The sequence below is a fragment of the Paracoccus onchidii genome (assembly GCF_028294535.1).
Taxonomy (GTDB): Bacteria; Pseudomonadota; Alphaproteobacteria; order Rhodobacterales; family Rhodobacteraceae; genus Paracoccus; species Paracoccus onchidii.
On the sequence record NZ_JAQBIE010000013.1, the window covers coordinates 1 to 23,124 of the forward strand.

General features: G+C 60.1%; 20 protein-coding genes, 2 tRNA genes and 2 pseudogenes. 8 read left to right on the forward strand and 16 right to left on the reverse strand.

Annotation, left to right across the window (positions count from 1 at the left end; all coding sequences use genetic code 11):
• Positions 1-564, forward strand: a 564-nt coding sequence (locus PAF17_RS11290; RefSeq protein ID WP_271889206.1) for a hypothetical protein, incomplete at its 5' end; no start/stop codon positions are given.
• Positions 565-765: 201 nt separating this feature from the next.
• On the opposite strand, the gene rpsI is transcribed toward PAF17_RS11290, so the two are convergent.
• The 4 genes from rpsI to PAF17_RS11310 all read right to left on the reverse strand — a co-directional run bounded on the left by rpsI (position 766) and on the right by PAF17_RS11310 (position 2,794).
• Positions 766-1,257, reverse strand: a complete 492-nt coding sequence (gene rpsI / locus PAF17_RS11295) for a 30S ribosomal protein S9 (RefSeq protein WP_271889207.1) — start codon at positions 1,255-1,257, stop codon at positions 766-768.
• A gap of 2 nt (positions 1,258-1,259) precedes the next feature.
• Positions 1,260-1,724, reverse strand: a complete 465-nt coding sequence (rplM, locus tag PAF17_RS11300) for a 50S ribosomal protein L13 (protein WP_271889208.1) — start codon at positions 1,722-1,724, stop codon at positions 1,260-1,262.
• A gap of 153 nt (positions 1,725-1,877) precedes the next feature.
• Positions 1,878-2,300, reverse strand: coding sequence for a PaaI family thioesterase (locus tag PAF17_RS11305; protein WP_271889209.1), 423 nt, complete (start codon positions 2,298-2,300; stop codon positions 1,878-1,880).
• Between the two features lie 29 nt (positions 2,301-2,329).
• A complete protein-coding gene (locus PAF17_RS11310; protein ID WP_271889210.1) occupies positions 2,330-2,794 on the reverse strand; it encodes an Lrp/AsnC family transcriptional regulator in 465 nt (154 codons plus the stop codon).
• Positions 2,795-2,905: 111 nt separating this feature from the next.
• Here PAF17_RS11310 and putA point away from each other — a divergent pair, with 111 nt between their 5' ends.
• Positions 2,906-6,307: a bifunctional proline dehydrogenase/L-glutamate gamma-semialdehyde dehydrogenase PutA gene (gene putA / locus PAF17_RS11315; protein WP_271889211.1), complete on the forward strand. Its 3,402-nt coding sequence runs from the start codon at positions 2,906-2,908 to the stop codon at positions 6,305-6,307.
• A gap of 50 nt (positions 6,308-6,357) precedes the next feature.
• Here the strand turns inward: putA and PAF17_RS11320 are convergent, their stop codons facing one another.
• Together PAF17_RS11320 and PAF17_RS11325 are read right to left on the reverse strand one after the other, a co-directional pair.
• Complete coding sequence (locus PAF17_RS11320; protein WP_271889212.1) at positions 6,358-7,311, reverse strand: 1-phosphofructokinase family hexose kinase; 954 nt, start codon at positions 7,309-7,311, stop codon at positions 6,358-6,360.
• Complete coding sequence (locus PAF17_RS11325) at positions 7,308-7,715, reverse strand: metallopeptidase family protein (protein ID WP_271889213.1); 408 nt, start codon at positions 7,713-7,715, stop codon at positions 7,308-7,310. The genes PAF17_RS11320 and PAF17_RS11325 overlap by 4 nt, the downstream gene beginning before the upstream one ends.
• Before the next feature lie 80 nt (positions 7,716-7,795).
• Between PAF17_RS11325 and gltX the strand changes: the two genes are divergently transcribed.
• On the forward strand, positions 7,796-9,118 hold the full coding sequence (gene gltX / locus PAF17_RS11330; RefSeq protein ID WP_271889214.1) for a glutamate--tRNA ligase: 1,323 nt from the start codon (positions 7,796-7,798) through the stop codon (positions 9,116-9,118).
• A 43-nt stretch (positions 9,119-9,161) separates the two neighbouring features.
• Here the strand turns inward: gltX and selD are convergent, their stop codons facing one another.
• Positions 9,162-11,324, reverse strand: coding sequence for a selenide, water dikinase SelD (gene selD / locus PAF17_RS11335; protein WP_271889215.1), 2,163 nt, complete (start codon positions 11,322-11,324; stop codon positions 9,162-9,164).
• Between the two features lie 103 nt (positions 11,325-11,427).
• Here selD and PAF17_RS11340 point away from each other — a divergent pair.
• Positions 11,428-11,504: transfer RNA gene (locus tag PAF17_RS11340), tRNA-Met, on the forward strand.
• 313 nt (positions 11,505-11,817) lie between these two features.
• Here PAF17_RS11340 and PAF17_RS11345 read toward each other — a convergent pair.
• The 3 genes and pseudogenes from PAF17_RS11345 to PAF17_RS11355 form a co-directional block, all read right to left on the reverse strand.
• Positions 11,818-12,018 (reverse strand): annotated as a pseudogene (locus PAF17_RS11345) (DDE-type integrase/transposase/recombinase); the annotation flags it as partial.
• 336 nt (positions 12,019-12,354) lie between these two features.
• Entirely contained in the window at positions 12,355-13,890 is a 1,536-nt protein-coding gene (locus PAF17_RS11350; RefSeq protein WP_271889216.1) for a capsular polysaccharide export protein, LipB/KpsS family, read from the reverse strand.
• The gene (locus tag PAF17_RS11355; protein ID WP_271889218.1) at positions 13,880-15,496 is read right to left on the reverse strand and encodes a glycosyltransferase; all 1,617 of its coding nucleotides are present in this window, start codon (positions 15,494-15,496) and stop codon (positions 13,880-13,882) included. Before PAF17_RS11355 ends, PAF17_RS11350 begins: the two co-directional genes overlap by 11 nt.
• Before the next feature lie 352 nt (positions 15,497-15,848).
• Here PAF17_RS11355 and PAF17_RS11360 point away from each other — a divergent pair, with 352 nt between their 5' ends.
• The gene (locus PAF17_RS11360) at positions 15,849-16,727 is read left to right on the forward strand and encodes a sulfotransferase family protein (RefSeq protein ID WP_271889219.1); all 879 of its coding nucleotides are present in this window, start codon (positions 15,849-15,851) and stop codon (positions 16,725-16,727) included.
• Between the two features lie 190 nt (positions 16,728-16,917).
• Here PAF17_RS11360 and PAF17_RS20185 read toward each other — a convergent pair whose 3' ends face one another.
• The 6 genes and pseudogenes from PAF17_RS20185 to leuB all read right to left on the reverse strand — a co-directional run bounded on the left by PAF17_RS20185 (position 16,918) and on the right by leuB (position 20,614).
• Positions 16,918-17,181 (reverse strand): ImmA/IrrE family metallo-endopeptidase, encoded by a 264-nt coding sequence (locus PAF17_RS20185; RefSeq protein WP_408636412.1) that lies wholly within the window; start codon positions 17,179-17,181, stop codon positions 16,918-16,920.
• A 22-nt stretch (positions 17,182-17,203) separates the two neighbouring features.
• Positions 17,204-17,605: pseudogene (locus tag PAF17_RS11365) on the reverse strand (IS3 family transposase); the annotation flags it as partial.
• On the reverse strand, positions 17,574-18,002 hold the full coding sequence (locus PAF17_RS11370; RefSeq protein WP_271889315.1) for a hypothetical protein: 429 nt from the start codon (positions 18,000-18,002) through the stop codon (positions 17,574-17,576). The gene PAF17_RS11370 and the pseudogene PAF17_RS11365, both read right to left, overlap by 32 nt.
• A gap of 268 nt (positions 18,003-18,270) precedes the next feature.
• A tRNA-Pro gene (locus PAF17_RS11375) sits at positions 18,271-18,347 on the reverse strand.
• Between the two features lie 48 nt (positions 18,348-18,395).
• The gene (locus tag PAF17_RS11380; RefSeq protein ID WP_271889220.1) at positions 18,396-19,352 is read right to left on the reverse strand and encodes a DMT family transporter; all 957 of its coding nucleotides are present in this window, start codon (positions 19,350-19,352) and stop codon (positions 18,396-18,398) included.
• Between the two features lie 137 nt (positions 19,353-19,489).
• A complete protein-coding gene (gene leuB / locus PAF17_RS11385) occupies positions 19,490-20,614 on the reverse strand; it encodes a 3-isopropylmalate dehydrogenase (protein ID WP_271889221.1) in 1,125 nt (374 codons plus the stop codon).
• Positions 20,615-20,760: 146 nt separating this feature from the next.
• Between leuB and PAF17_RS11390 the strand changes: the two genes are divergently transcribed.
• The 3 genes from PAF17_RS11390 (at position 20,761) to PAF17_RS11400 (ending at position 23,120) form a co-directional block, all read left to right on the forward strand.
• Positions 20,761-21,201: a hypothetical protein gene (locus PAF17_RS11390; protein ID WP_271889222.1), complete on the forward strand. Its 441-nt coding sequence runs from the start codon at positions 20,761-20,763 to the stop codon at positions 21,199-21,201.
• A 189-nt stretch (positions 21,202-21,390) separates the two neighbouring features.
• Positions 21,391-22,443, forward strand: coding sequence for a glycosyltransferase family 4 protein (locus PAF17_RS11395; RefSeq protein ID WP_271889223.1), 1,053 nt, complete (start codon positions 21,391-21,393; stop codon positions 22,441-22,443).
• Complete coding sequence (locus tag PAF17_RS11400) at positions 22,440-23,120, forward strand: glycosyltransferase family 29 protein (protein WP_271889224.1); 681 nt, start codon at positions 22,440-22,442, stop codon at positions 23,118-23,120. Before PAF17_RS11395 ends, PAF17_RS11400 begins: the two co-directional genes overlap by 4 nt.
• Positions 23,121-23,124 lie beyond the last annotated feature (4 nt).

A 23,124-nucleotide genomic window follows, 5' to 3' on the forward strand; every position in this document is an offset into this window, starting at 1 on the left:
TCAATTCCCGAAATGTCTCACAAAGCTTCAAGTCAAACCGTCCGCTCCGTCCCGTTCTTGCGTCCCCGCCGTCTCGGTGAAGCGGTGTTTACGGATAGACAACAAAAGCCGCAAGAGGAAAATTCACATGAATCCCAAGAAAAGTATCAAGCGCCTGAAAACAAACAAACATTCATGAAAAAGAATCCCCGGCACCAGCACGCGAAACCGCCAGCCACAGCACAAAGCAAACGCCGCCAAACCCACCCGAAAACACCCCGGAACCCAACAAAACACAGCAAATGCTGGCAAAAACACACCCCAGACCCAAAAGCAGATCAACAGAATCAAAGAGAATCAGAAAACGCCAGACAGCCCTCAAAACAAACCGCAACACGCGCGAACGCTGCGAAAACACATCCCCTCATCAAAAACCCCTGCCACATTGCTGAAATCCGCGACCAGGATAACAGATCTGCAAACGCATCAAGATTGGCCCCATGGATACAGATCTTTCCCGGCCGATCTGTGCGCCAGATCCCGGATACCGGGGATTGCAGCAGCCTGCGCCGCAGCTTTGGTTGAGTGGCTATCGAGATGGCGCCGCCGCGTAAGGCAGCCAAGAAGCGTTTACACAGCCTGTTGCGCGGGCTGTTTGAGTTGCCCCCCTAGCGACCTGACCGCGCCAGCCCGAGACCAGCACAGATCGCCAACATGTATAGGGGTCACAGAAACGAAAAACGCGGCCCCGATGGGACCGCGTTCCAGATAGAATATCTGTAGCTCTTAACGCTTCGAGAACTGGAAGCTGCGGCGTGCTTTTGCACGGCCGTATTTCTTACGCTCGACCACGCGGCTGTCGCGGGTCAGGAAGCCGGCAGCTTTCAGCGCGGCGCGCAGGCTGGGCTCGTGCAGTTGCAGCGCCTGGCTGATACCGTGCTTCACGGCACCGGCCTGACCCGACAGACCACCGCCCTTGACGGTTGCGGTCACATCATATTGTCCAGCAACGCCGGCCACGTCGAAGGGCTGACGCAGGATCATCTGCAGCACGGGACGGGCGAAATATTCGCCCATGTCCTTGCCGTTGACGGTGACCTTGCCCGAGCCGGGCTTGACCCAGACGCGTGCAACCGCGTCTTTACGCTTGCCGGTCGCATAGGAACGGCCCAGCTGATCGCGCTGCGGCTCGCGCGCAACCGGAGCAGCCGCAACCGCGGTCTCGGTGCCCGAGACGGCCGATTTCAGGTCGTCGAGAGTTTTGATGTCTTCGGCCATGATCACGCGCTCCGGGTGTTTTTGGCGTTCAGGGACTTCACGTCCAGAACTTCGGGCTGCTGAGCTTCATGCGGGTGCTCGGCACCGGCATAGACGCGCAGATTGGTCATCTGCTGCTTGCCCAGCTTGTTGCGGCTGATCATCCGCTCGACGGCTTTGATGACGACACGCTCGGGATGTGCACCATCCAGAACCTGACCAGCGGTCCGGTGCTTGATGCCGCCCGGGTGGCCGGTGTGCCAGTAGTATTTCTTGTCGGCGCGCTTGTTACCGGTCATCTGCACCTTGTCGGCGTTGATGATGATAACATTGTCGCCCATATCCATGTGCGGCGTGAACGACGGCTTGTGCTTGCCACGCAGGCGATTTGCGACGATCGAGGCGAGACGGCCCAGAACAACGCCCTCGGCGTCGATCAGGATCCACTTCTTCTCGATTTCCGCCGGTTTCGCGGTATAGGTTTTCATTTGACGTCCCTTCGGGGTCGATAATCAATTCGAGATGGCGGTATATCGAAAATCGCGGCGCTCGGGTCAAGTGCCAAGCGATCCAATTAACCAAGCAATAACAATGGCTTGCTAAATAGGTATTAAAATACCCCACTGCGAGCCCCGAAAAACCTAGCTTTTGGGCGGAATCGAGTAGGTCATCGAACAGCGCGCGACTGGCTCATCCTGACCTTCCGAATAAAGAAGCACATCCGCGACGGCCAGCACGCGCCCCAGCTTCAGAATGCGGCAATGCGCGGTCAGATCGCCCCCGGCCGCGGGCTTGCGCATGAAATCAATCGTTGCGTTTGTGGTGACCGCCAGCGCGACCGGACCGATACGGGCAAGGATCGCGCAATAGATCGCAAGATCAGCCAATTCGAACATGGTCGGCCCGCTGACCGTACCGCCAGGACGCAAATGGGCGTGACTGACCTGCAATCGCATGACCAGCAAGTCCGGCTCGACAGTTTCAACCACATACCGCCCGGCAACCTGTGGAAACTCTGCCGACAGAAAGGCGTTCAACGCCTCGACATTCATGATCTGCCCCATTCTCCCCCCAATTGCCCCGCACAGGCAGCCTAGATCGAGGTCCAGCCCTGCTCGACCACCGCTTCCATCGATACATAGCTGGATGTGCCCGCGACATGGGGCAAGGTTGATATTTTTTCAGCCATGATATTCCTGAAATCAGCCATATCCCGCGACCGAACCTTGACCAGATAATCGAAGCCCCCTGCAATCATATAGCATTCTTCGACCTCGGGGATCACGCGGATGGCGGCATTGAACTGTTCCAGCGCCTTCTGACGTGTATCCGTCAACCGCACTTCCATATAGGTCACATGCGTCAGCCCCAGCTTCAGGGGCGACAGCATGGCCCGATAGCCGGTGATCAGGCCCATCTCTTCCATCTGCCGGATCCGCAGCGCCACCGGGGTCTTGGACAGGCCGACGCGCTTGGCCAGTTCGGTCACGGGGATTCGCGCATTCACGACCAGTTCGCCCAGAATCTTGCGGTTGGTGGCGTCAAGAACATCGTCCATGGCCTGAATAATCCCTGAATTTTGGGCATATTGCCCAGATTAATATCTCTAGTTGGACACATTACCTGCGCAGGATCAGCTATCAAGAGTTATTCCCGCAGGAGGTGCCCCATGACCCATACCGATCTTTCGGCCTTCACGACCGACGCCAAGTTCCGTGACGAAGCCACGCTTGTGCAAAGCCTGATTTCCAGCGCCGATCTGACTGACGACACGCGCAGGCAGATCTCGGCACGCGCCGCCGATCTGGTCCGGCGCATCCGCAGCGAAGCCAAGCCCAGCCTGATGGAACATTTCCTGGCGGAATACGGGCTGTCCACGCGCGAAGGCGTCGCCCTGATGTGCCTGGCCGAAGCCATGCTGCGCGTTCCCGACAAGATGACCATCGATGCATTGATCGAAGACAAGATCGCGCCTTCCGACTGGGGCAAGCATATGGGCGAGGCGTCCTCTTCGCTTGTGAACGCATCGACCTGGGCGCTGATGCTGACCGGCAAGGTCCTGGATGACGAACAACCGGGCATCGCAGGCACATTGCGCGGAGCCATCCGCCGACTGGGTGAGCCGGTGATCCGTACCGCCGTGGGCCGCGCCATGAAGGAAATGGGACGCCAGTTCGTGCTGGGGCAAACCATCGACGCCGCATTGGACCGCGCCCGCAATCTGGAAAAGCAAGGCTATACCTACAGCTATGACATGCTGGGCGAAGCCGCGATGACGGCCGAAGACGCGGCGCGCTATGCCCGTGAATATACGGGCGCGATCGCCGCGATTGCAAAGGCCTGCGACAAGCCCTCGGTCCGGAAGAACCCCGGCATCTCGATCAAGCTTTCGGCCCTTCACCCCCGCTACGAGGTCGCGCAGGAAGAACGTGTTCTGGCCGAGCTGGTGCCCATCGTCCTGGATCTGGCGCGCAAGGCCAAGGCCGCAGGCATGGGTATGAATATCGATGCCGAGGAACAGGACCGGCTGGTCATCTCACTCAAGGTGATCGAAGCGGTCCTGTCGGATCCTTCCCTTGCCGGCTGGGATGGTTTCGGGGTCGTCGTGCAGGCCTATGGCAAGCGTGCGGGCGCCGTGATCGACTGGCTGCATGCCACGGCCGAACGGCTTGATCGCAAGATCATGGTCCGTCTGGTCAAGGGCGCCTATTGGGATACCGAAATCAAACATGCCCAGATAGAAGGCATGCCCGGCTTTACGCTGTTCACCAACAAGGCCGCCACCGATGTCAGTTATATCGCGAATGCCAAGAAGCTGATCGGATATGCGGATCGCATCTATCCGCAATTCGCCACCCATAACGCCCAGACCGTCGCTGCGGTTCTGGAAATGGTTGGCGATATCGATTTTGAGTTCCAGCGGCTTCACGGTATGGGCGAGCGCCTGCATGACATCGTGATCCGCGAAACCAAGGGGGCTTGTCGCATCTATGCGCCGGTCGGGGCACATCGCGACCTGTTGGCCTATCTGGTGCGGCGCTTGCTGGAAAACGGCGCGAACTCATCCTTTGTCCATCAGATCGTCGATGAAAGCGTCAGCCCCGAAGAGGTCGCCTCGGATCCGTTCGATGACGTCAAGACCGCCAGCGCGCCTTCGGGGCTTGTCACCCCCGGCGCCCTGTTCGGTGAAGGACGCCGCAACTCGACCGGCTTCGACCTGACCGATGCCGAAACGCTGGCACGCATCGATGCGGCCCGCGACATCGCCATTCCCGACGCGGCACCGATCACGGTCTCGCCGCCTTCGGCCAAACCGATGCCGGTCCGGAACCCCACCGATGGCGACACCGTGGCGCAGGTTGACGAAGCCGATTCCGCCACTGTTGCACAAGCCATTTCCGATGCCCGCCCCTGGGATGCCAGCGCCGCCGAACGTGCCGCCATCTTGCGCCGCGCTGCGGATCTGTACGAGGAAAACTTCGGCGTCATCTTCGCCACGCTGGCCCGTGAGGCAGGCAAGATCATGACCGACGCCGTCGGCGAGCTGCGCGAAGCCGTGGATTTCCTGCGCTACTATGCGGCGCAGGCCGAGGCGCAGAACGGATCTGCCCGAGGCGTGTTCACTGCCATCAGCCCCTGGAATTTCCCGCTGGCAATCTTCACGGGCCAGATCTCGGCCGCTCTGGCTGCGGGGAATGCCGTTCTGGCAAAACCGGCCGAACAGACCCCGCTGATCGCGGCCATCGGCGTGCGCCTGTTGCACGAAGCCGGCGTGCCGGTATCTGCCCTGCAATTCCTGCCCGGCGATGGTGCCACGGTCGGCGCGGCCCTGACATCGGATGAACGCATCAATGGCGTGGTCTTTACTGGCTCGACCGATACGGCCCGTGTGATTGCACGTGCCATGGCCAGCCATATGGCCCCAGGCACCCCGCTGATTGCGGAAACCGGTGGCCTGAACGCGATGATCGTCGATTCCACCGCCCTGCCCGAACAGGCGGTGCGCGACATCGTTGCCTCGTCCTTCCAATCCGCCGGGCAGCGTTGCTCGGCCCTGCGCTGCCTGTATGTGCAGGAAGATATCGCGCCAGGCCTGATCAAGATGATTCAAGGCGCGATGGACGAGCTGAGCGTCGGCGATCCCTGGAAGCTGTCGACGGATGTCGGCCCATTGATCGATTCCGAAGCGCATGAAGGCATTGCGTCCTATCTGGAAACGAACAACAATCGCATCCTGCATCAGGTTCCCGCCCCCGATTGCGGTCATTTCCTGTCGCCGACCTTGTTGAAGGTGAATGGCATCGACGATCTCGAACGAGAAATCTTCGGCCCCGTCCTGCATGTCGCGACCTTCCGCAACCGCGATCTGGAAAAGGTCATCGGCGACATCAATGCCCGTGGCTTCGGCCTGACCTTCGGCCTGCACACGCGCATCGACTCGCGCGTGCAAGAGGTGACCGACGCAATTCATTGCGGCAACCTCTATGTGAACCGCAACCAGATCGGCGCCGTTGTCGGCAGCCAGCCATTCGGCGGCGAAGGCCTGTCCGGCACCGGCCCCAAAGCCGGCGGTCCGCTGTATGTCAGCCGCTTCTTCAAACCGGTCGACGGTGCCGCGACCACGGCGACCTGGGACGACAAGGCCGATCCGGCGCGGCTGAACATGCCGGCCCCGAAAGAGGTCGTACTGGACGAACAGATCATGCCCGGTCCCACCGGCGAGCTGAACCGTCTGGTGACGGTCGCACGTCCGCCGATCCTGTGCCTCGGGCCGGGCGCGGATGCCGCGCGTGCACAGGTCCGGGCGGTCGAAGCCCTGGGCGGTCAGGCCGTTGCGGTTTCGGGGATGATCGCACCCGAGGATCTGGCCGGCATTGCCGGGATCTCGGCTGCGATCTGGTGGGGAGATCAGGACATCGCCCGGAAATATGCCGAAACGCTGGCGGCACAAACCGGTCCGATCATTCCGTTGATTACCGCGATGCCCGATCGGGCACATGCAGCCCATGAACGCCATCTATGTGTCGACACGACTGCAGCAGGCGGCAACGCCGCATTGCTGGCAGGCTGACCCGATAACAGTGCCTTTCCCCGAATATGTCGGGGAAAGGCGAAAACATGTCAAAGCCGCGTGATCACACGCTGCGCATAGTAACGTTCGACATCGTGGTTATGGCACAGTTCGGTCGCGGGGGTCATGACCGCCGCCGATGCCGCCGCTGCACCAAGGGCCAGGGCTTCTGGAACCGGCCAGTCGCGCGCCATCGCCAGCACGAACCCCGCCACGAAACTGTCCCCCGCACCCACGGCGCTGACCACAGGAACGCTGGCGGCTTCGGCATGCCAGGCGCTGTCGGCCTCGGCGATGACGGACCCGTCCGCCCCCCTTGCCACGATCACGGCCCTGGCCGCGCCATCACGTACCAGCCCGGCGGCAAATTCCGCGCTGTCGCGCCTGTCGGGAAGGGGCCGCCCGGCCAGACCCTCGGCCTCGTGGCTATCCATGCGCAATACGTCGACGGGCGTCGATGAACCCGCCAGCGCCTGCAACGCCTCGCCCGAGGTGTCGACCAACAATCTGGCGCGCCCATCCTTCAGCCGCACTGTCAGCATCTGTTCGAACCCCGGCGCAACACCCGGAGGATTGGACCCCGAAACCACAACCCAGCCCCCGGCCATCGCGGATTCGGCGATGGCCGACATCATGCCCGAAACATGGGTCATGTGCCATTCCGGCCCTGGCAGGACAAAGCGATATTGCCCGCCCGTCGAGCGATCCTTGACGGCCAGGGATTGCCGGGTTTCGCCGGGTGCGGTCAGACGCTTTACGCTCAGGCCATCCGTACGCAACATTTCCGAAATCCGCGCGCCCGTGGCGCCACCAAGGGCAACCATCGCGGTGGATTGCCCGCCCATGATCTTGATCGCCCGACTGACATTGATCCCACCGCCGCCGGGATCGACAACCGGTTTGTCGCAACGCAGTTTCAGATCAGGGCGGACCTCATCCGCACCGGTCGACAGATCCAGCGCCGGATTCAGTGTCACCGTCAGGATCGGGGCATGATCGCTCATTCCCACCACCTGTCCACACGCGCGATCTGTTCATCGCTCCAGCCAAAGTGATGGGCCAGCTCATGCGTGACGACATGGCCGACCAGTTCGCCCAGGGACACGTTTCCCCGCGACGCCCATTCATCCAGAAGCGGGCGCCGGAACAGCCAGACGATATCGGGGCCGTCGGGCTGATCGGACACCGATTTATGGGTCAGAGGAATACCATCATACAGCCCGGTCAACTCGAACGGATCATCGATCTGCAATTCATCCAGCATGTCTTCGGGCGCGAATTCGGCGACGCGAATCGCCACATCCTGCGCGTGACCTGCGAATTCCGCCGGCAAGGTTGCCAACGCGGCACGCGCCATTGCTTCCAATCCTGCCGCATCGGGGGCTTTCAACCCGTCCCAATCAGTCATTCAGGCCTCCTGCGTTCTCTCCCTGATATGGACAAAAAACGCCTTCTGTGAAAGAGCAGCCTGCAACAGGAGACGTTTCCATGACCATCACCCGCTTTGCACCGTCCCCCACCGGGCACATCCATGTCGGAAATCTTCGCACCGCGCTTTTCAATTACCTGATCGCGCGCAAGGCCGGCGGCACATTCATCCTGCGACTGGACGACACCGATCAGGAACGTTCCAAGGAAGAATATGTCGATGGCATCAAGCGCGATCTCGAATGGCTCGGGCTTCACTGGGATCGCGTCGAACGGCAGTCGCAGCGCCTTGACCGCTATGCCAGCGTCGCCCAGGACCTGCGCAAGGCCGGCAACCTTTACGAAGTCTTCGAAACACCGACCGAGCTGGACCTGAAGCGCAAGAAGCAGCTGAACATGGGCAAGCCGCCGGTCTATGACCGGACCGGCCTTGGCCTGACGGATGCCGACAAGGAAAAACTGCGGGGCGAGGGCCGTGAAGGTTATTGGCGTTTCCGGCTGGATCACGAACGCATCGAATGGAATGACGGCATTCTCGGGGACATCTCGATCGACGCCGCCTCGGTCAGCGACCCGGTGCTGATCCGCGCCGACGGGCAGGTTCTGTACACCTTTGCAAGCAGCATCGACGACACCGATATGGGGGTGACCGATATCGTACGCGGTTCGGATCACGTCACCAATACCGCAACCCAGATCCAGATCATTCGCTCGATCGGGGGCACACCGCCATCATTCGCCCATCACAGCCTGCTGACCGGGGCCAAGGGTGAAGAACTGTCCAAGCGTATCGGCGCATTGTCGCTGAAGGACCTGCGCGAAGCCGGCGTCGCGCCCGAAGCACTGCTGTCGCTGATGGCGCGCCTTGGATCGGGCCAACCGGTCAAGTTGGCCAGCCTCGATGAGCTTGCCGAGGAATTCGACCTGTCGCATTTCGGCGCTTCCCCGACCAAGTTCGATGCCGAGGACCTGTGGCCACTGACGCGCGAACGCAATCAGGCCATGCCATTTGACGCCGTCAAGGATCGGATTGCCGCGCTTGGCGTGCCCGACGATCAGGCTCAGCGGTTCTGGCGCGTCGCGTCGCAAAACATCACGCGGCTGGACGATCTGGGCGAATGGTGGACCATTTTCAACAAGGGCGCCGAACCCCAGATCGACCCCGAAGACGCCGAGTTCATCGCCGAGGCCATGCGCCTGCTGCCACCTCCGCCCTATCACGACTCAAGCTGGTCGGAATGGACGGCCGAGGTCAAGGCCGCCACGGGCCGCAAGGGCAAGGGGTTGTTCATGCCGCTGCGCAAGGCCGTAACGGGTCAGGCGCATGGGCCGGATATGTCCGATGTCATGCCGTTGCTGCGTGTCGTGAAAGCCCGCGGCTGATCCCCTTTGCAGGCGCGTCCCAGCGCCTGCCATCTCGGCGATCTTATTCGAAAATGACCTGCGCCGGACCTTTCTGGACGCAACCGATTTCCCAGATCTCTTCGCCTGCATCGCGGCAAGCCCGCATCAGTTGCCCTGCCTGACTGGCCGGCAGGGCAGCCAGCAACCCGCCCGAGGTCTGCGGATCAAAGACCAGTTGCCCGCGCGGCGTATCAGGGGTCGTGACCATGGCGATCACCGCGGAACGATTTGCGGCATATAGCGAACTGCGGATCCCTTGCCTGGCCAGTTCCTCGGCACCGTCCAGAATTGGCAAGGCACCAAGCTGGACCCGCAAGGTCGCGGTCGATTGCTCGGCCATTCCGGCCAGATGGCCCGCCAGACCGAAACCGGTCAGATCGGTCATCGCACGCGCCCCGCCTTCCCCGGAACCCGCCAGTATCGCGGCAAGCCGGCCCTGATCCTGCGCCATGACCCGCCATGCCCGCCCAACATGCGCCCCCGCCGCACGCTTTTGCATTTCAGCGGCCATGATTACGCCGCTGCCGATAGGTTTGGTCAGGACCAGAACATCCCCGGGACATGCGGCCTGCCCGATCGGTTCATCGACCAGACCAGTCACCGAAAACCCGATTGTCAATTCGGCCCCGACTGAACTGTGCCCCCCGATAATGGGCGCCCCGGCGCGCGCCAGCACCTTGCCTGCCGCCTCCATGATTTCTGCGAGGCTGCGGGCCTGAAGCTGTTCGGACATACGCGGCAAGGTGACCTGTATCAGGCTGGATTGCGGGCGTGCGCCCATCGCCCGGATATCACCCAGCGCATGCAATGCCGCAATCCGCGCCATCAGCGCAGGGTCGGACAGGAAAGACCGCAGGTGATCCGTGGTCAGCACCTGTCTTGTTCCGCCCATTTCGATCACCGCGGCATCATCGCCCGGTCCGGTCAGAATATCGGCGCGCGCGACATCCGGTTGCCGTGCAAGAACCTGCCGCAGGGCAGCGCGCCCCATCTTGGCGCCACAACCGCCACAAAGCGGCTTCTCGCCCATTGCGTCACGCGCACCTGCCGCCAACCTCCGGGGCAGAGCCGGCGCTGGCATGTCGGGAAGGTCGTGCAATCTGGCCATGAAGCGCTGGTCGATCCGGTCCTTCCATCGCCAGATCCAATCACCTTGCATGCCCAGTCGCCATTTATCGGCAACGGCATCCCCCCCGGCCGCGATCAGACGCAACCAATCACGCTGAGGCCGAAAACGGCGGCGGGCCGGCCTGTCCATCAACGCGTTGCGAAGATTGTGGAACAGGACGGGGGCCTGACGCACCGCGAAAACGCCGGCTTGCGGCCGTGGGGCAGTGCGCAGAACCGCGCAATCGCCGACGGCATGGATCGCAGGATCCGAACTGACCAGCCGTGCATCGGTCGCAACCCTGTCCCCTTGCATCAGCAATCCTTGCTGTCCCAGCCACCCCGCGACGCTGCCACCCCCGGCCCCGATCACCAGATCAGCCTTGTGACGGGTGCCATCGGCCAGCTCGACGCCGCCCTGTGTCACGGCCACCACCGCCGCACCACATGACAGACGAATATCGGCGGCCTGCATCCGCGCACGGATCAGCCTGCGTGAACGCGCCGAAACCTCTCGCAAAGGCATTTGCTGGGCTTCGATGACATGGATCGGCACATTGGGCAGGGCGCGACGGGCGGCAAGCGCAATCTCGCCCCCCGCAAGCCCGGCCCCGATGACCAGAATCCGCCCACCACCGGCGTCACGAAAGCGCTGCCAGACCTCGACAAACCGATCCGTTGGCTTGACCGGCACGGCATATCTGGCAAAGCCCGGAATGGCGTCGGTGGCCGAGCTGACGCCGATATCAATCGACATCAGATCATAGGCCACCGGTCCGCGTCCCGCCAAGGTGATCATTCGCGACTCGCGATCCATACCCGTGGCCCGGTCCAGAATCAGGCGCGCCCCGGCGTGCCGGCACAGTTTTACCAGATCGATTGAAATCTCGTCGCGACAATAATGGCCGGCAATGAAACCGGGCAGCATCCCCGAATATTCAGCCACGGGGTTCGGATTGATCAGTGTCAGCCTTGCACCCGCCAACGGGCGCATCCCCCACTTGCGCAACAAGAGTGCATGGGTATGTCCTCCGCCGACCAGAACCAGATCACGAGAGACGGCAATATCAGGCTGCATCCGTTTTCCTTCAACTCTGGCACCCTCGTAGCGCGTGATCGGGAAAAGGCAAGAAAACTGCTTGACGCCCCTCGCGCCACGCCTTAAATCGCCCCTCACCTGTGGCGGAGTAGCTCAGTTGGTTAGAGCAGCGGAATCATAATCCGCGTGTCGGGGGTTCAAGTCCCTCCTCCGCTACCATTTACCTGTATCAGCCCTTGTTTATGCGGGGTGTTGGCTAGTCACCGCGGGCCTACCCGCCCACCCATCCGCCAACATCCTAGGTGCTTGATTGCGATAGGTTGCGACAGCCGCACAGGGATTAGTCAGTCCACGCAGTCCGAAGAAACTTACCCGATTCTGCCTTAAGCGAAATTTCAAATCTGCTTCAGCTTTCATTCAGCAGGCGGGGCGTCAGGCGCTTTGACGTCGAATACCTTCGTTCGGTGCCACTCCAAGAATGCCCGATGCTTTTCGGTCAGATCGACTGAGGGTGCCACTGACGTATTCCAGTCCGTAGCATGTTGGGAATAGCGCGCCATTCGATGATCTGGTTCAGGGTTCGAACGACCCGTTCCGCAGGCAGTGAAAAGTCGATCTCAATGCCCAGTCCTTCGCGGTTGAAGTCGTCCAAAACGTTTAGCAGCCGGAATTGCCGTCCATCCCCCAGCCTGTCGGCCATGAAGTCCATCGACCAGACCTCATTCGGGGCCTCGGTGAATCGTGTCTTCTTCATCGGAATCTCCTCGTTCATCCTGCCGAGAAAATTCTACTTCCGAATCGCCTTAAGATCGGGGGGGATTACCGAGCGTCGGATGAATCCCGAACCGGCCACCATATGTTCACCCTTCCGCGCTGCAAGCGCCACCTTCGCCTTGAACTCAGGCGAAGGCTGCTTCCGTTTCGACATCTCTGATCTCCTTCTCGTCGAAGATCAGCAGACAGCAAATCATAGCTTGCGGCAGCGTCCGATTTCCTGGGGATAGCTCAGACATGAGGTGGACCGCACTGCCGAAGGATATATGATTGCGGCGAAAACATCTTGTCGATTTCATCTGTATGTTTTCACATGAGGATATCCATATTCATCCAGAACCAGGTCATAGTCGGAAAGGTCTAGATCGGACTCCGAGTGCAGGATCGCGATGCGTCCCCTGCCTAGCCCGGGTGTGTCCATGCGCGACAATGAACTCATCGGAATCCCCCTCTCCTCCAGCATGGAAACTAGATAGCCTTGGGTAATGCGCTCGGAAACGTTCCTATAGGTCAGGAACAGCCGGTCGCGTGGTTTCAGAAAAACATGAACCTCAAGCGGCGGTCCTGCATCCAGCTTCTGCATTCTGCGCCAAACTTGCGGCAGGGTCGCGGATCGGTGAAGAATGCTCGAATGTGACCGCCGCAGTGCGCGTGCGACCGTTTCGCGCAGGCCCGGGCGCATACGCTGTGCGGCTTCGCGCCACTCGCCGATCCGTCCTGATGCGGTTGATCCCGTCCTGTAGGCGACCTGATGATGAGACTGGATCCTGTAGAGAAAGTTACGTTTCTTGGCCTCGTGGGGGCACGGATCGGCCAATCGGTCGCGCGCTTCCGCAACCACTTCCGAAACAGGGCGATCCTGCCCTTGGAGGACGAAGGGCTCGCGGCAATAGATTCCCTCACCGAGACATATGGTTGTGGCGCCCAGAAAGGCGGCCTCTAGCCCGACGGTGCTGTTGATCGTGAGGCAGATGCTGGTCGACAGAATCGTCTCTTCGAGCGAAGAAACATCGTCGATCTCAATTCGTTCATGCTGCGGCAGGTTGAGACGTGTATTCGGCCTTTCCTCGGGATGGGGACGGACGACGACCTTCCAGTCCTCGCCCATCGCACAGGCGAACTTCACCGCGTAGGAGACAAGGTCCCGCATCTTCAGCATTCGGTTGCCGAACAGGAGGATGTTGCTGTCATCCTGAACCTGCAGAGGAACGAGGATGCGCGGCACGCTCCGCCGCGCCCCTGCATCGAGTTGGTCATGGTATTTCTGCAGGTGCGGACTGACAGAGGTCGGCGGCTCAGCCGTCTGGACCGTGCCCCGCGCCAGGGCAGAGAACCCGTTGACACCTTCGGAGTCGTAGAAGATCGAATTTCCGGCGATCCCCCTCTCCATGTAGCCGCCAGAAATGCCGTGGTGATCCTTGTAGCAGCGCAGTGCATTGGCCGTCGCGCCGGTATAGCCGTTCCAGACGCAGATCATCCCAGGCCGAATCCGGTCGAGAACATAGGAATAACGCCGAAAAATCTCGCGGTTCTTCCGCTCCTGCAAACGTCCTCCATTGGCCCATGCCCGCTGCATGTCCAGCGGACAGAGTTCGTTGAGGGTCGGTACAGATTGCGGCCTGTAGCTTTTTGGCACCGGCGCGGTTGCCATAGGAATGACCCCGACCCCATGGGCCAGAAACATCGCACCACCGCGCTCAAACCGATCCACGAAGACAGTGGGGAACCAGCCGGCATCTTTTAGAGAGAGCGCCAGCGGCAGGATGCGCTGCCGGTTTTCCAGCCCATCACCGCATTGGATGACGGCAATCGGACGCCTATCAAAGAGCATATTCGACATCATGTGCAAAGATGGAACGTACAACCAGGACAGCATCATCTTGGGTCTGAAACAGTCGATTCGCCTCGCGGAAATTGGCGTCTATACTGGTTCTCAGATGTTCTGATCCGGACTCGATCCCTTCGATCAAACCAATGACCTCGTCAGCTGTATCCGCCTTGGTGGCTATCTCCAGCGGCAGAAGCGGCTGTGCGCCGAGGGTGTTGGTAATGACAATGCAACTGCTGAGCAGGGCCTCTACCATCTTGATGTTCAAGCCTCCCGGAATGATCACCGGCGAAAGAAGGACGTCGATCTGGTCGTAAAAACTGCCTATGAACTCTACGCGTCCGAGAGAGGTGACCTCGTCCCTGAGAAAAACGATGTCCTGAACCGTCGGATTGTCCGAGATAGCTCCTGCTATCAGGAATTTACTCTCAGGAGTATGGTGATGAATGCTCGGCCACCACTCTGACAATATAAACTCGAGTGCTCTGATATTTGCATCCATGCCAGACCCCAGAAATCCGAAGGTCAGCGACTGCATAGATCGTGGCAGACGACCAGGTCTGGCGCCACCAATATAGGGAACAGGGATATTGACAACATTCGTCAACCCGTAATCTTCCTCGAAGATGTCCTTGTCTCGCTGCGAGATCGCGAGCACATGATCAGCCTCCCGCAATACAGAAATTTCCTTCTCCCGCTCGGCCTCCATGTCAAATATCGACTCTGCCACTGCATCAGAATGCTGCGCCAGTCGCATGGTATGAACATCATGGGTATCGTAGATTAGCCGCGCCCCATCGAGATCAATGGACCGCAGCAGATCACTCCACCAGATATAGGACGCCAGCACGCTGTCATAGCTTTGTGTAGCAAGAAGTCTTTCGACGAGTTCCTTGGCGGCCGGAGAACTCAGCGGCCCCATGCGTTCCTGCAATGTCAGCGGAAAACGTGGCCGAATGCCTTCGGCCTTGCATTGTGTCTCGTAAGCTTTGCGTTCCTCCGTCTTCAGCGCACGCGGGGTCGAAAACCATTCTGTCCGGTTCGAAAGAAGGCGCAGGTAACGTTCCTTGGACCTGAAGTCCTGGGAACCGGATGCCCGTAAGACGATATCGACTTCGAACCCTGCGTTCAGCAGGGCCATCACGGTCGAGCACGCCCTTTGGTGGGATCCCATCTCTGGGGGACAGAACATTCCGGGAAACAGGAACAGGACTCGTCGCGCACCGGGAACCGAGGGACGGCTATACGGCACCAAATGTCCGTCGGGGTACAGGGTTCTGACAGATCTCATGCGAAGGGTCAGCAGGAACCCCAGCAATTCAGTCGGCAAAGCAGCATGATCGTTTTCAGAGGGAATAATCAGGTCGAACGCCATCCAGAGATCAATGTCTGCCGGTTCAAAGCCGAGATCAGCCTCTACACCATCCAGCGCGTGTGAAGACAGCCCGTAGACAGGGCGATCGGCCTTGGTGGCTATCGCTTCGACAACTGCTTTCCAGCCAGCCTGATCCTTTGTTGCGATCGGATCCAGAACCACGACTAGCGGCGGAGGAAGGCGATCCACGGCATTGCCACGCTGGGAAGTTTTTGCCCGATAGAGAAAGATCATGATTTGGTTCACACCCTGCGTTAGCAATAATCCATTGGCCCATCTCGCGCCTAGCATCCAAGTCTAGAGGCAACAACCAACGCGCGTCACCAGTGAATGTATCCAGTATGTGCGCGCAAGTGTCCATGCTGCGGCATGCACTGCCGCAGCATATCTCACGCCTACATGGACCACGCAGATGCGGCGTCTCATTGCGATGAATAGTTTTCGGGTCTGTGTAAGCTCCATTCTGACACGAACCGCAAACAACCTCGCAAGACTGCCCGGTTCATAACGCAACGCAACGCTGCGCTAAGCTAACAAGATAGCCGTATCTGAAACCCGCATGGGCCGGACCAGACACACAAAGTTCATGACATTCCCCGTCTGTGGGTTGTTGACCGGCTGTTTTCATGCTCTTTTTCTTGGCGAACAGTTACAGCCAGAAAGTTCTATGGATACTCCTATTTTTCACATGGCCAGCTTCTCGCGCTCGGGCGAGACGCTCGTGCTACGTTGCTTGAGTGCTCACCCTCAGATCGAGGTCGTCCATCAGATCTTGGAACCCGATACGGCAGAGGATTTGAAACTCTTTAGGGCGTTGACTAAACGCGAAGAGCGTAGCATTCCGCAGGACGATCCGCTTGTCGCGCATCGCAAGTTGGCTCCGGGTAACATCTTGCTGCTCAAGAACGCAGTATGGACGCACAAGTATCCCCGCCGTGGGTTCACACTGGTCCGAAATCCATTCTCTGTCGTGACAAGCGCGTATCGCGATATACCGGCGCGAGACCAGGGCAAGCACCAGAAAAAGCAGCAGTTCCGTTGGGCCGAGGGGATCGACCCGCTTACTTTCGGACTGATGGGCGAGGACCCAACCCTGACCGGCTTCACTGTTCTTTATACTCGGAAGATGCTGCAGGATCGCTATGATGGCCTGCCCTTCGTGCGCTATGAGGATTTCGTTCAGGATCCTGAGCGGTTCCTGCGCAAGATAGTGGCACACTTGGGACTCGAATGGGATGACAAGGTGATGAGGTCCCATGAACTCTATGCGGAAGGCGAGACGGGCCATGGCGGGATAAAATTGTGGAAGCCGATCAACAAGGCCTCGACGGAGAAGTACCAGCGGCTGACGGAGCAGCAGCGGGCACATATCTACGGCATCGCTTGGGATGCGTTGCGTCAGTACGGTTACAATTGGGATGGCCAGGCGCTGACCCTGCGGGATGATGTTGAGGGTATGCTGTGATCCACTCTGACCGCGCGTCCCCAAGTTGCTCAACAATCCTGGCTTGATCAGAGATTGTCGCGCCACGCCCAAGTGCCAGGCCCGCTTGTCCAATCTTTCGACAACCCACGACGGAAAATCCACGTTTACGTGCGTGGGTTGATCATTCGGCGTCCAGCCTGGGCGTTAAAAAGGGGGGCTATATACTTAACTAGCCAGTGAAGGGCACGCCCATGCGAATGGACATAGCGTGCCTCGAAACCTCGAACAGGCCTGCCATCGCAGACACGTCATCATTCAGCCTCGCCCGTTCGCGATTTATTGCGTCACGGGGCATCAAGAGATTGGCAGCAAACTTATTGGCCTCCGTCTCCTCTTTCGGCCCGATCAGGGTGTTGTGGTATTTTCCAACCTCGGTGCTTCGATATGCTCTGTCATCATCTATGCCATCACCGACAAGATGCCGGTGAAGCATGTAATGAATAGCCCCGCGTTTCCTAGACGCCTTCGGGTCTCGGTTTCCGCTGCCGTTCGAACTCTACGGGCGACAGCATCCCGTTTCTCGCATGCTTGCGCTTCGGATTGTAGAACATCTCGATGTAATCGAACACATCCTGCCTGGCTTTTACGCGGGTTCTGTATGTCCTGCGTCTGATCCGTTCGCGCTTGAGCAGGTTGAAGAAGCTCTCCGCGACCGCGTTGTCATGGCAGTTGCCGCGCCGGCTCATGGAATGTTCCAGATTGTGGGAACGTAGGAAGGCGGCCCAGTCCATGCTGGTGAATTGGCTGCCTTGGTCCGAATGGATCAGGACCTTCCCCTTAGGCTTTCGACGCCAGACCGCCATATGCAGAGCCTGCAACACAACATCAGTCGTCTGCCGGCTCTGCATCGACCAGCCGAACCGCGTTGGCATAGACAGCCCCGACCCCGTCGTCAGTTTTCTGGATTGCAACTAGCTCCGGGTCGCCCAGCTGAGAAATCTCCTCCAGATTCTGCGAAAGTGGATAGCAAAGTGCGAACCCGTTATTGCTAGGAGTAAGGTTCAGCATCGCTGCCTGGAGGGCGTCTCTCTGATCCGATGAAATTTGGTAGATCTTTGTGAACTTGTCGCCGCAGACGTTGTGATCACTCAGGTACTCGAGCAATTTTGCTTCGGCATCTGGATTGCGGATCTCTGCGTACTTTGCCTGAGTTTTGTCCCACCCATGCGCTGGTTCGAGACCCGCCCATTTGAAGATAACTCGCGCGACGCTCCAAGACATGCGTTCACGCATACTGATTAGTATATTTTCCATCCAGTTCTTTTACCCACCTGCGCTACTTCGCCGACAACCATATGGTATTGGTTATAAACCCATTGTCACGCGGCGTAGGCAGCAGCAACGCGGTCCTTTGGCTCGAAGAAATTTCGTGGGTCTTTACGAAGCGGCACACCTGCGCGGCAGGTGCTGACAACGTGTTTGCCCTCTAGCGGCGGGCAAACCGAGCCAGGGCGTAACGGCGCCCAAAGGGCATATCGTGACGCGAAAGGACAAATGTCCTGACTATCGACAAACGGGAAGTTGGTCGGAGCGAGAGGATTCGAACCTCCGACCCCCTGCTCCCGAAGCAGGTGCGCTACCAGGCTGCGCTACGCTCCGACCGTGAGACGGGCCAATAGCGCGACGGCGGGCAGTTGGCAAGCCCCATCAACTGCGGGGCTGCCATAATCTTTGCAATAATGCAGTCTTGGGGGCGGTTACCGTTTCGTTGCGCAGACGCGCCGATGTCGCCGGATGGTTGGTGGAATTTCCGCCACTGCGTTCGCGCCAGACAATATAGATACCCGATGAGATGATGATTATGGCGCCGGCCATGGTCGGCGTGTCAAGGCTTTCACCGAACAGGAACCAGCCATATCCAATCGCCCAGAGGATCTGGGAATACTGCATTGGCGCAACCAGCGCCGCCTCGGCCGCGCGATAGGCCAGAATAAGCAGGAAACCGGCCGTCAGCCCCAACGCCGCAATCACTCCGGTCAGGGCCAGGTGCGACAGTTCCATCGGCCGGTATTCCAACCCCAACGACGCCCCTGTCAGAACGAAATTGCCCAGCATCGGCCACATGATCAGAACCAGCGGCCGTTCCGAACGACCAAGCCTGCGTACGATGACCGCCGCCGTAGAGCTGCCCAAAGCCCCGATCAGCGCGGCGAGATGGCCAAGCGAAAGCGGTTGTGCGCCCGGTCGCAAAACGACCAGAACCCCGATCAGCCCCATCACCACCGCACCCCAGCGATGCGCGCCAACCCGTTCTCGCAGCAAGGGGATGGACAAGATCGTCACCAGCAGTGGGGACGCAAAGAGGATCGCATAGACCTGCGCCAGCGGCAGCGTCGAGAACGCGTAGAATCCCCCCATTCCCGCGACGACCCCGCACAGGGTCCGCAAGGCAACCCATCCCGGCTGCGTCGGTCTTAGCGTACCGCTGGTCGGGTCGCGCATCAGCACCATCGACACCAGCGGAAACGACATCAGCGATGAAAAGAAAAGTATCTGCAACGAAGGGTAAGAGGCGCCCAGAACCTTGATCACGACATCATGTGTGGCGTAGAGGCCCATCGCCAAAAGCGCCAGAAGTGCCCCCCGGATATTGTCTGCGCCCATTTTGCCACCTCAGCCCTGTTACCGCGAACAGTGAAGCGACGGCCAGATTTGTCAAGCCGTCGCGACCCAAGGGGCATCAGCGAAACCCTGTTGCGGGCTGTCGCGCCACAACGGATGACGCCGAAGGCAAGGCGGCTTTAGCCGCCGGCCAGGGCGGCGATGATCTTGTCGCCCATTTGCGCCGTCGAAACCTGAATGCCGCCCTGCGCGCCCATCAGATCCGGTGTGCGCACCCCATCCGCCAAAACCTTTTCGACGGCTTGCTCCAACTCGGCCGCGGCATCGCCTTGGTCAAAGGAATACCGCAGCGCCATCGCAAAGCTGAGAATGCAGGCGATCGGGTTGGCCTTGCCCTGACCCGCGATATCGGGGGCCGAGCCGTGAACTGGTTCATACAACGCCTTGGGGCGACCATTGGCCATCGGCGCCCCGAGGCTGGCGGAAGGCAGCATGCCAAGGCTGCCGGTCAGCATCGCCGCCGCGTCCGACAGGATATCGCCGAACAGGTTGTCGGTGACGATCACGTCAAATTGCTGTGGGCGGCGAACCAGCTGCATTGCGCCATTATCGGCATACATATGCGTCAGTTCGACATCGGGATATTCATTGTCATGAACCCACTGGACTTCTTCGCGCCACAGAATGCCGGATTCCATCACGTTGGCCTTTTCCATCGAGCAGACCTTGTTGCCGCGACGCTTGGCAAGTTCGAAGGCAGCACGCGCGACGCGGCGGATTTCGCCACTGGTATAGCGCTGGGTGTTGATGCCGACGCGGCCGCCTTCGTTTTCGGGGTTGTTGTCATCGGAATGGATGCCGCGCGGCTCGCCGAAATAGACGCCCGAGGTCAGTTCGCGGACAATCAGAATGTCCAGTCCGGCCACCACATCGCGCTTGAGCGACGAGAAATCGGCAAGCGCATCAAAGCATTGCGCGGGGCGCAGATTGGCAAAGAGATCCATTTCCTTGCGCAGTCGCAACAGGCCGCGTTCAGGTTTGACGCTGAAATCCAGCTGATCGTATTTCGGGCCACCCACGGCCCCCAGCAACACGGCATCCGCAGCCTGAGCGCGTGCCATCGTGTCATCGGCAAGGGGAACGCCATGGGCGTCATACGCCGCACCGCCAACCAGATCGTGGCTGACGTCAAAGTTCAGACCGCGATTGGCCTGAAACCAGTCGATGACCTTGACCACCTCTGCCATCACTTCGGGACCGATACCGTCACCCGGCAGAATAAGAAGCGAATAAGGTTCGGACATGCGAAATCTCCCTGCGGTCGCGCGATTGGCTGATGGGTTGTGGGGTTAGACCCGGTGCAGGGGCGGGTCAAGCTCACGTTGTTTTGGTTTGCGCGTTTAGTCGCTTTCATGCCCCATATCCGCGCGAAAGACAGACGGGAAACGTAATGAAATTTCTGGATGCACTGATGATTGCGACAGTCGCGGGCGGGACATTGTTGTTGGCCACGGCAGATGCCTCATTGGGGCAGGACCGGCTGGTGGTGCCGCTGCCCGACATTTCGTCGCTGTCCCAAAGCGAAGCCCAGTCCCTGACACGACAAATCGTCGAAGCCGATGTCATTACCTCGAACTGCCCGGCCTACGCCATCAGCGACGGCGCATGGACGCTGCTGACCGGAACCGGTGAATTGCTGGCAGGCAAGCTGGACATGGACCCCGCCGCCTATGAACAAGAGGTCATTGCCCCGGCCTATGCCCTGCTGGACGATCCGGAAAGCTGCGATCGGATCGGGCCCGAAGTTGATCCGCTGATTGATCGCCTGATCGATATGGGCGGCGCCACCGAACCAAACCCATCCGAACCGCGCCCCACCGAAGCGGGGTGACTTAGAGGGGTGATTTCGCGCCCCGTCCGCGCACAAGCATATATGCCGTCGATTTCTGCCATGACCTGATCCGCGCCGACCGATCCGCAGCCTATCCTCGGGCATCGGGTTTCGCTATGTTGCCGGTGTTGCCGCCCGATCCAAGCTGTGATCAGGATTATCCAAGATTCCCTGCCCCGGAGGCCAAGCATGGCTGAAACCCCCGACGAAACGCCGCTTGTGATTGCGCCAAACCTCAAGCGGCGCCTGTCGGGGGTGACCGCGACCGTCGTGCGCCTGATCCCGGTACAGGCAGGGATGATCCCGATACGCGCCACCGGCCCCGGCCTGCCCGACGATGTGCCGCATATGCCGCTGGCACAGGTGGCGGCCTTGGGGCGTGACCGGTGGCGGGTCTGGCATGCGCGGCGCAACACGGAAATGGCGCTTGGCCTGATCTTGCGTCGCGTTCTGCGTCGCAAGTTCCGCCTGATGTTTACTTCGGCGGCGCAGCGGCGTCACACGGGCTTTACCCGCTGGCTGATCCGCCAACAGGAAGCGCTGGTTGCAACAACCCCGCAAGCCGCGAGTTACCTTGAGCGCCCGGCAACGGTGGTCATGCACGGGGTAGATACGGCGATCTTTCATCCACCATCCGATCGGGCGGCCTTGCGCCGCGAACTGGGGCTGGATCCCGATGCGGTGCTGATCGGATGCTTTGGCAGGGTGCGCGAACAAAAGGGCGTCGATCTTCTGGTCGAGGCGGGATTGCGGCTGCTGCCCGACAGACCCCGCGCCCAGATCATCTTCACCGGCCGCGTTACCCCGGACAATCGCGCCTTTGTCGACAACCTTGTTGCGCGCATCGACGCCGCCGGACTGAAGGACCGCATCCGTTTTCTGGGCGAATTGCCCTGGGATCACCTTGTCCGCCATTATCAGGCATTGGACCTGTTCGTCGCTCCGGGGCGTTGGGAAGGGTTCGGCCTGACCCCTCTGGAAGCCATGGCCTGTGGGGTTCCTGCGATCGGGTCCCGTGTCGGCGCGTATGAAGCGATCATCGCCGATGGCCATAGCGGCAGCCTGGTCGAAACCGGTGATGCGGATTCGCTGACCGATGCAATCGGCCACTGGCTTGACGACGACGCGGCACGGCGACAGGCCGGACAAGACGCACGGCAACATGTCGAGGTCAATCACAGCATCCAGGCCGAGGCCCGCGCCCTGGTGGAAATCTATCGCGAACTGCTGGAACGCGAATGACGCGGCTGGGCTTTTATGCGGCACGGCTGATGCGTGACGAAACCGCCCTCGCGCGGCTGTCGGTCCCCGGCGCGGAACTGTTCGCTGCGCTGTCGGGGCGCTCGGTCGCGCTGGTGGGCAATGCCCGCGCGCTTGCTCACACCGCCCAGGGGGCGCGGATCGATGCCGCCGATCTGGTTGTGCGCATCAATCGCGCACCTATGCCAAGCCCGCAAAGCCACGGCAGCAGGACGGATTGGCTGGCATTGGCGACCCGCCTTTCGGATCAGGACAAGGCCCGGATCGCCCCCGGCCGTATCCTCTGGATGTCACACAAGCGCAAGCGGCTTGACTGGCGCACCGCGCATGGGCCCGGCTTTTATCTGCATCCGCTGGACGCTTACCATGACCTGCGCGACAGGCTGGCTGCTCCGCCCACTACCGGCGCGATGATGATTGATCTGCTGTTGCGATCACATCTTGAACGGCTTGCGCTGCACGGCTTTGATTTCTTTGCCAGCCAGAGCCTGTCTGGCAGCCGCAGCGCAGCGCAGGTTCCACATGACTTTCAGGCCGAGGCAGCATGGGTCCGCGACCTTGCGCAGCACGATGATCGGCTGATCATATACCCGACGACGGACACCCTGACGCCGCCCACACCAAGCCCGCCCCTTCCATCCGGCCCCTGCTTGCGCTAAATGC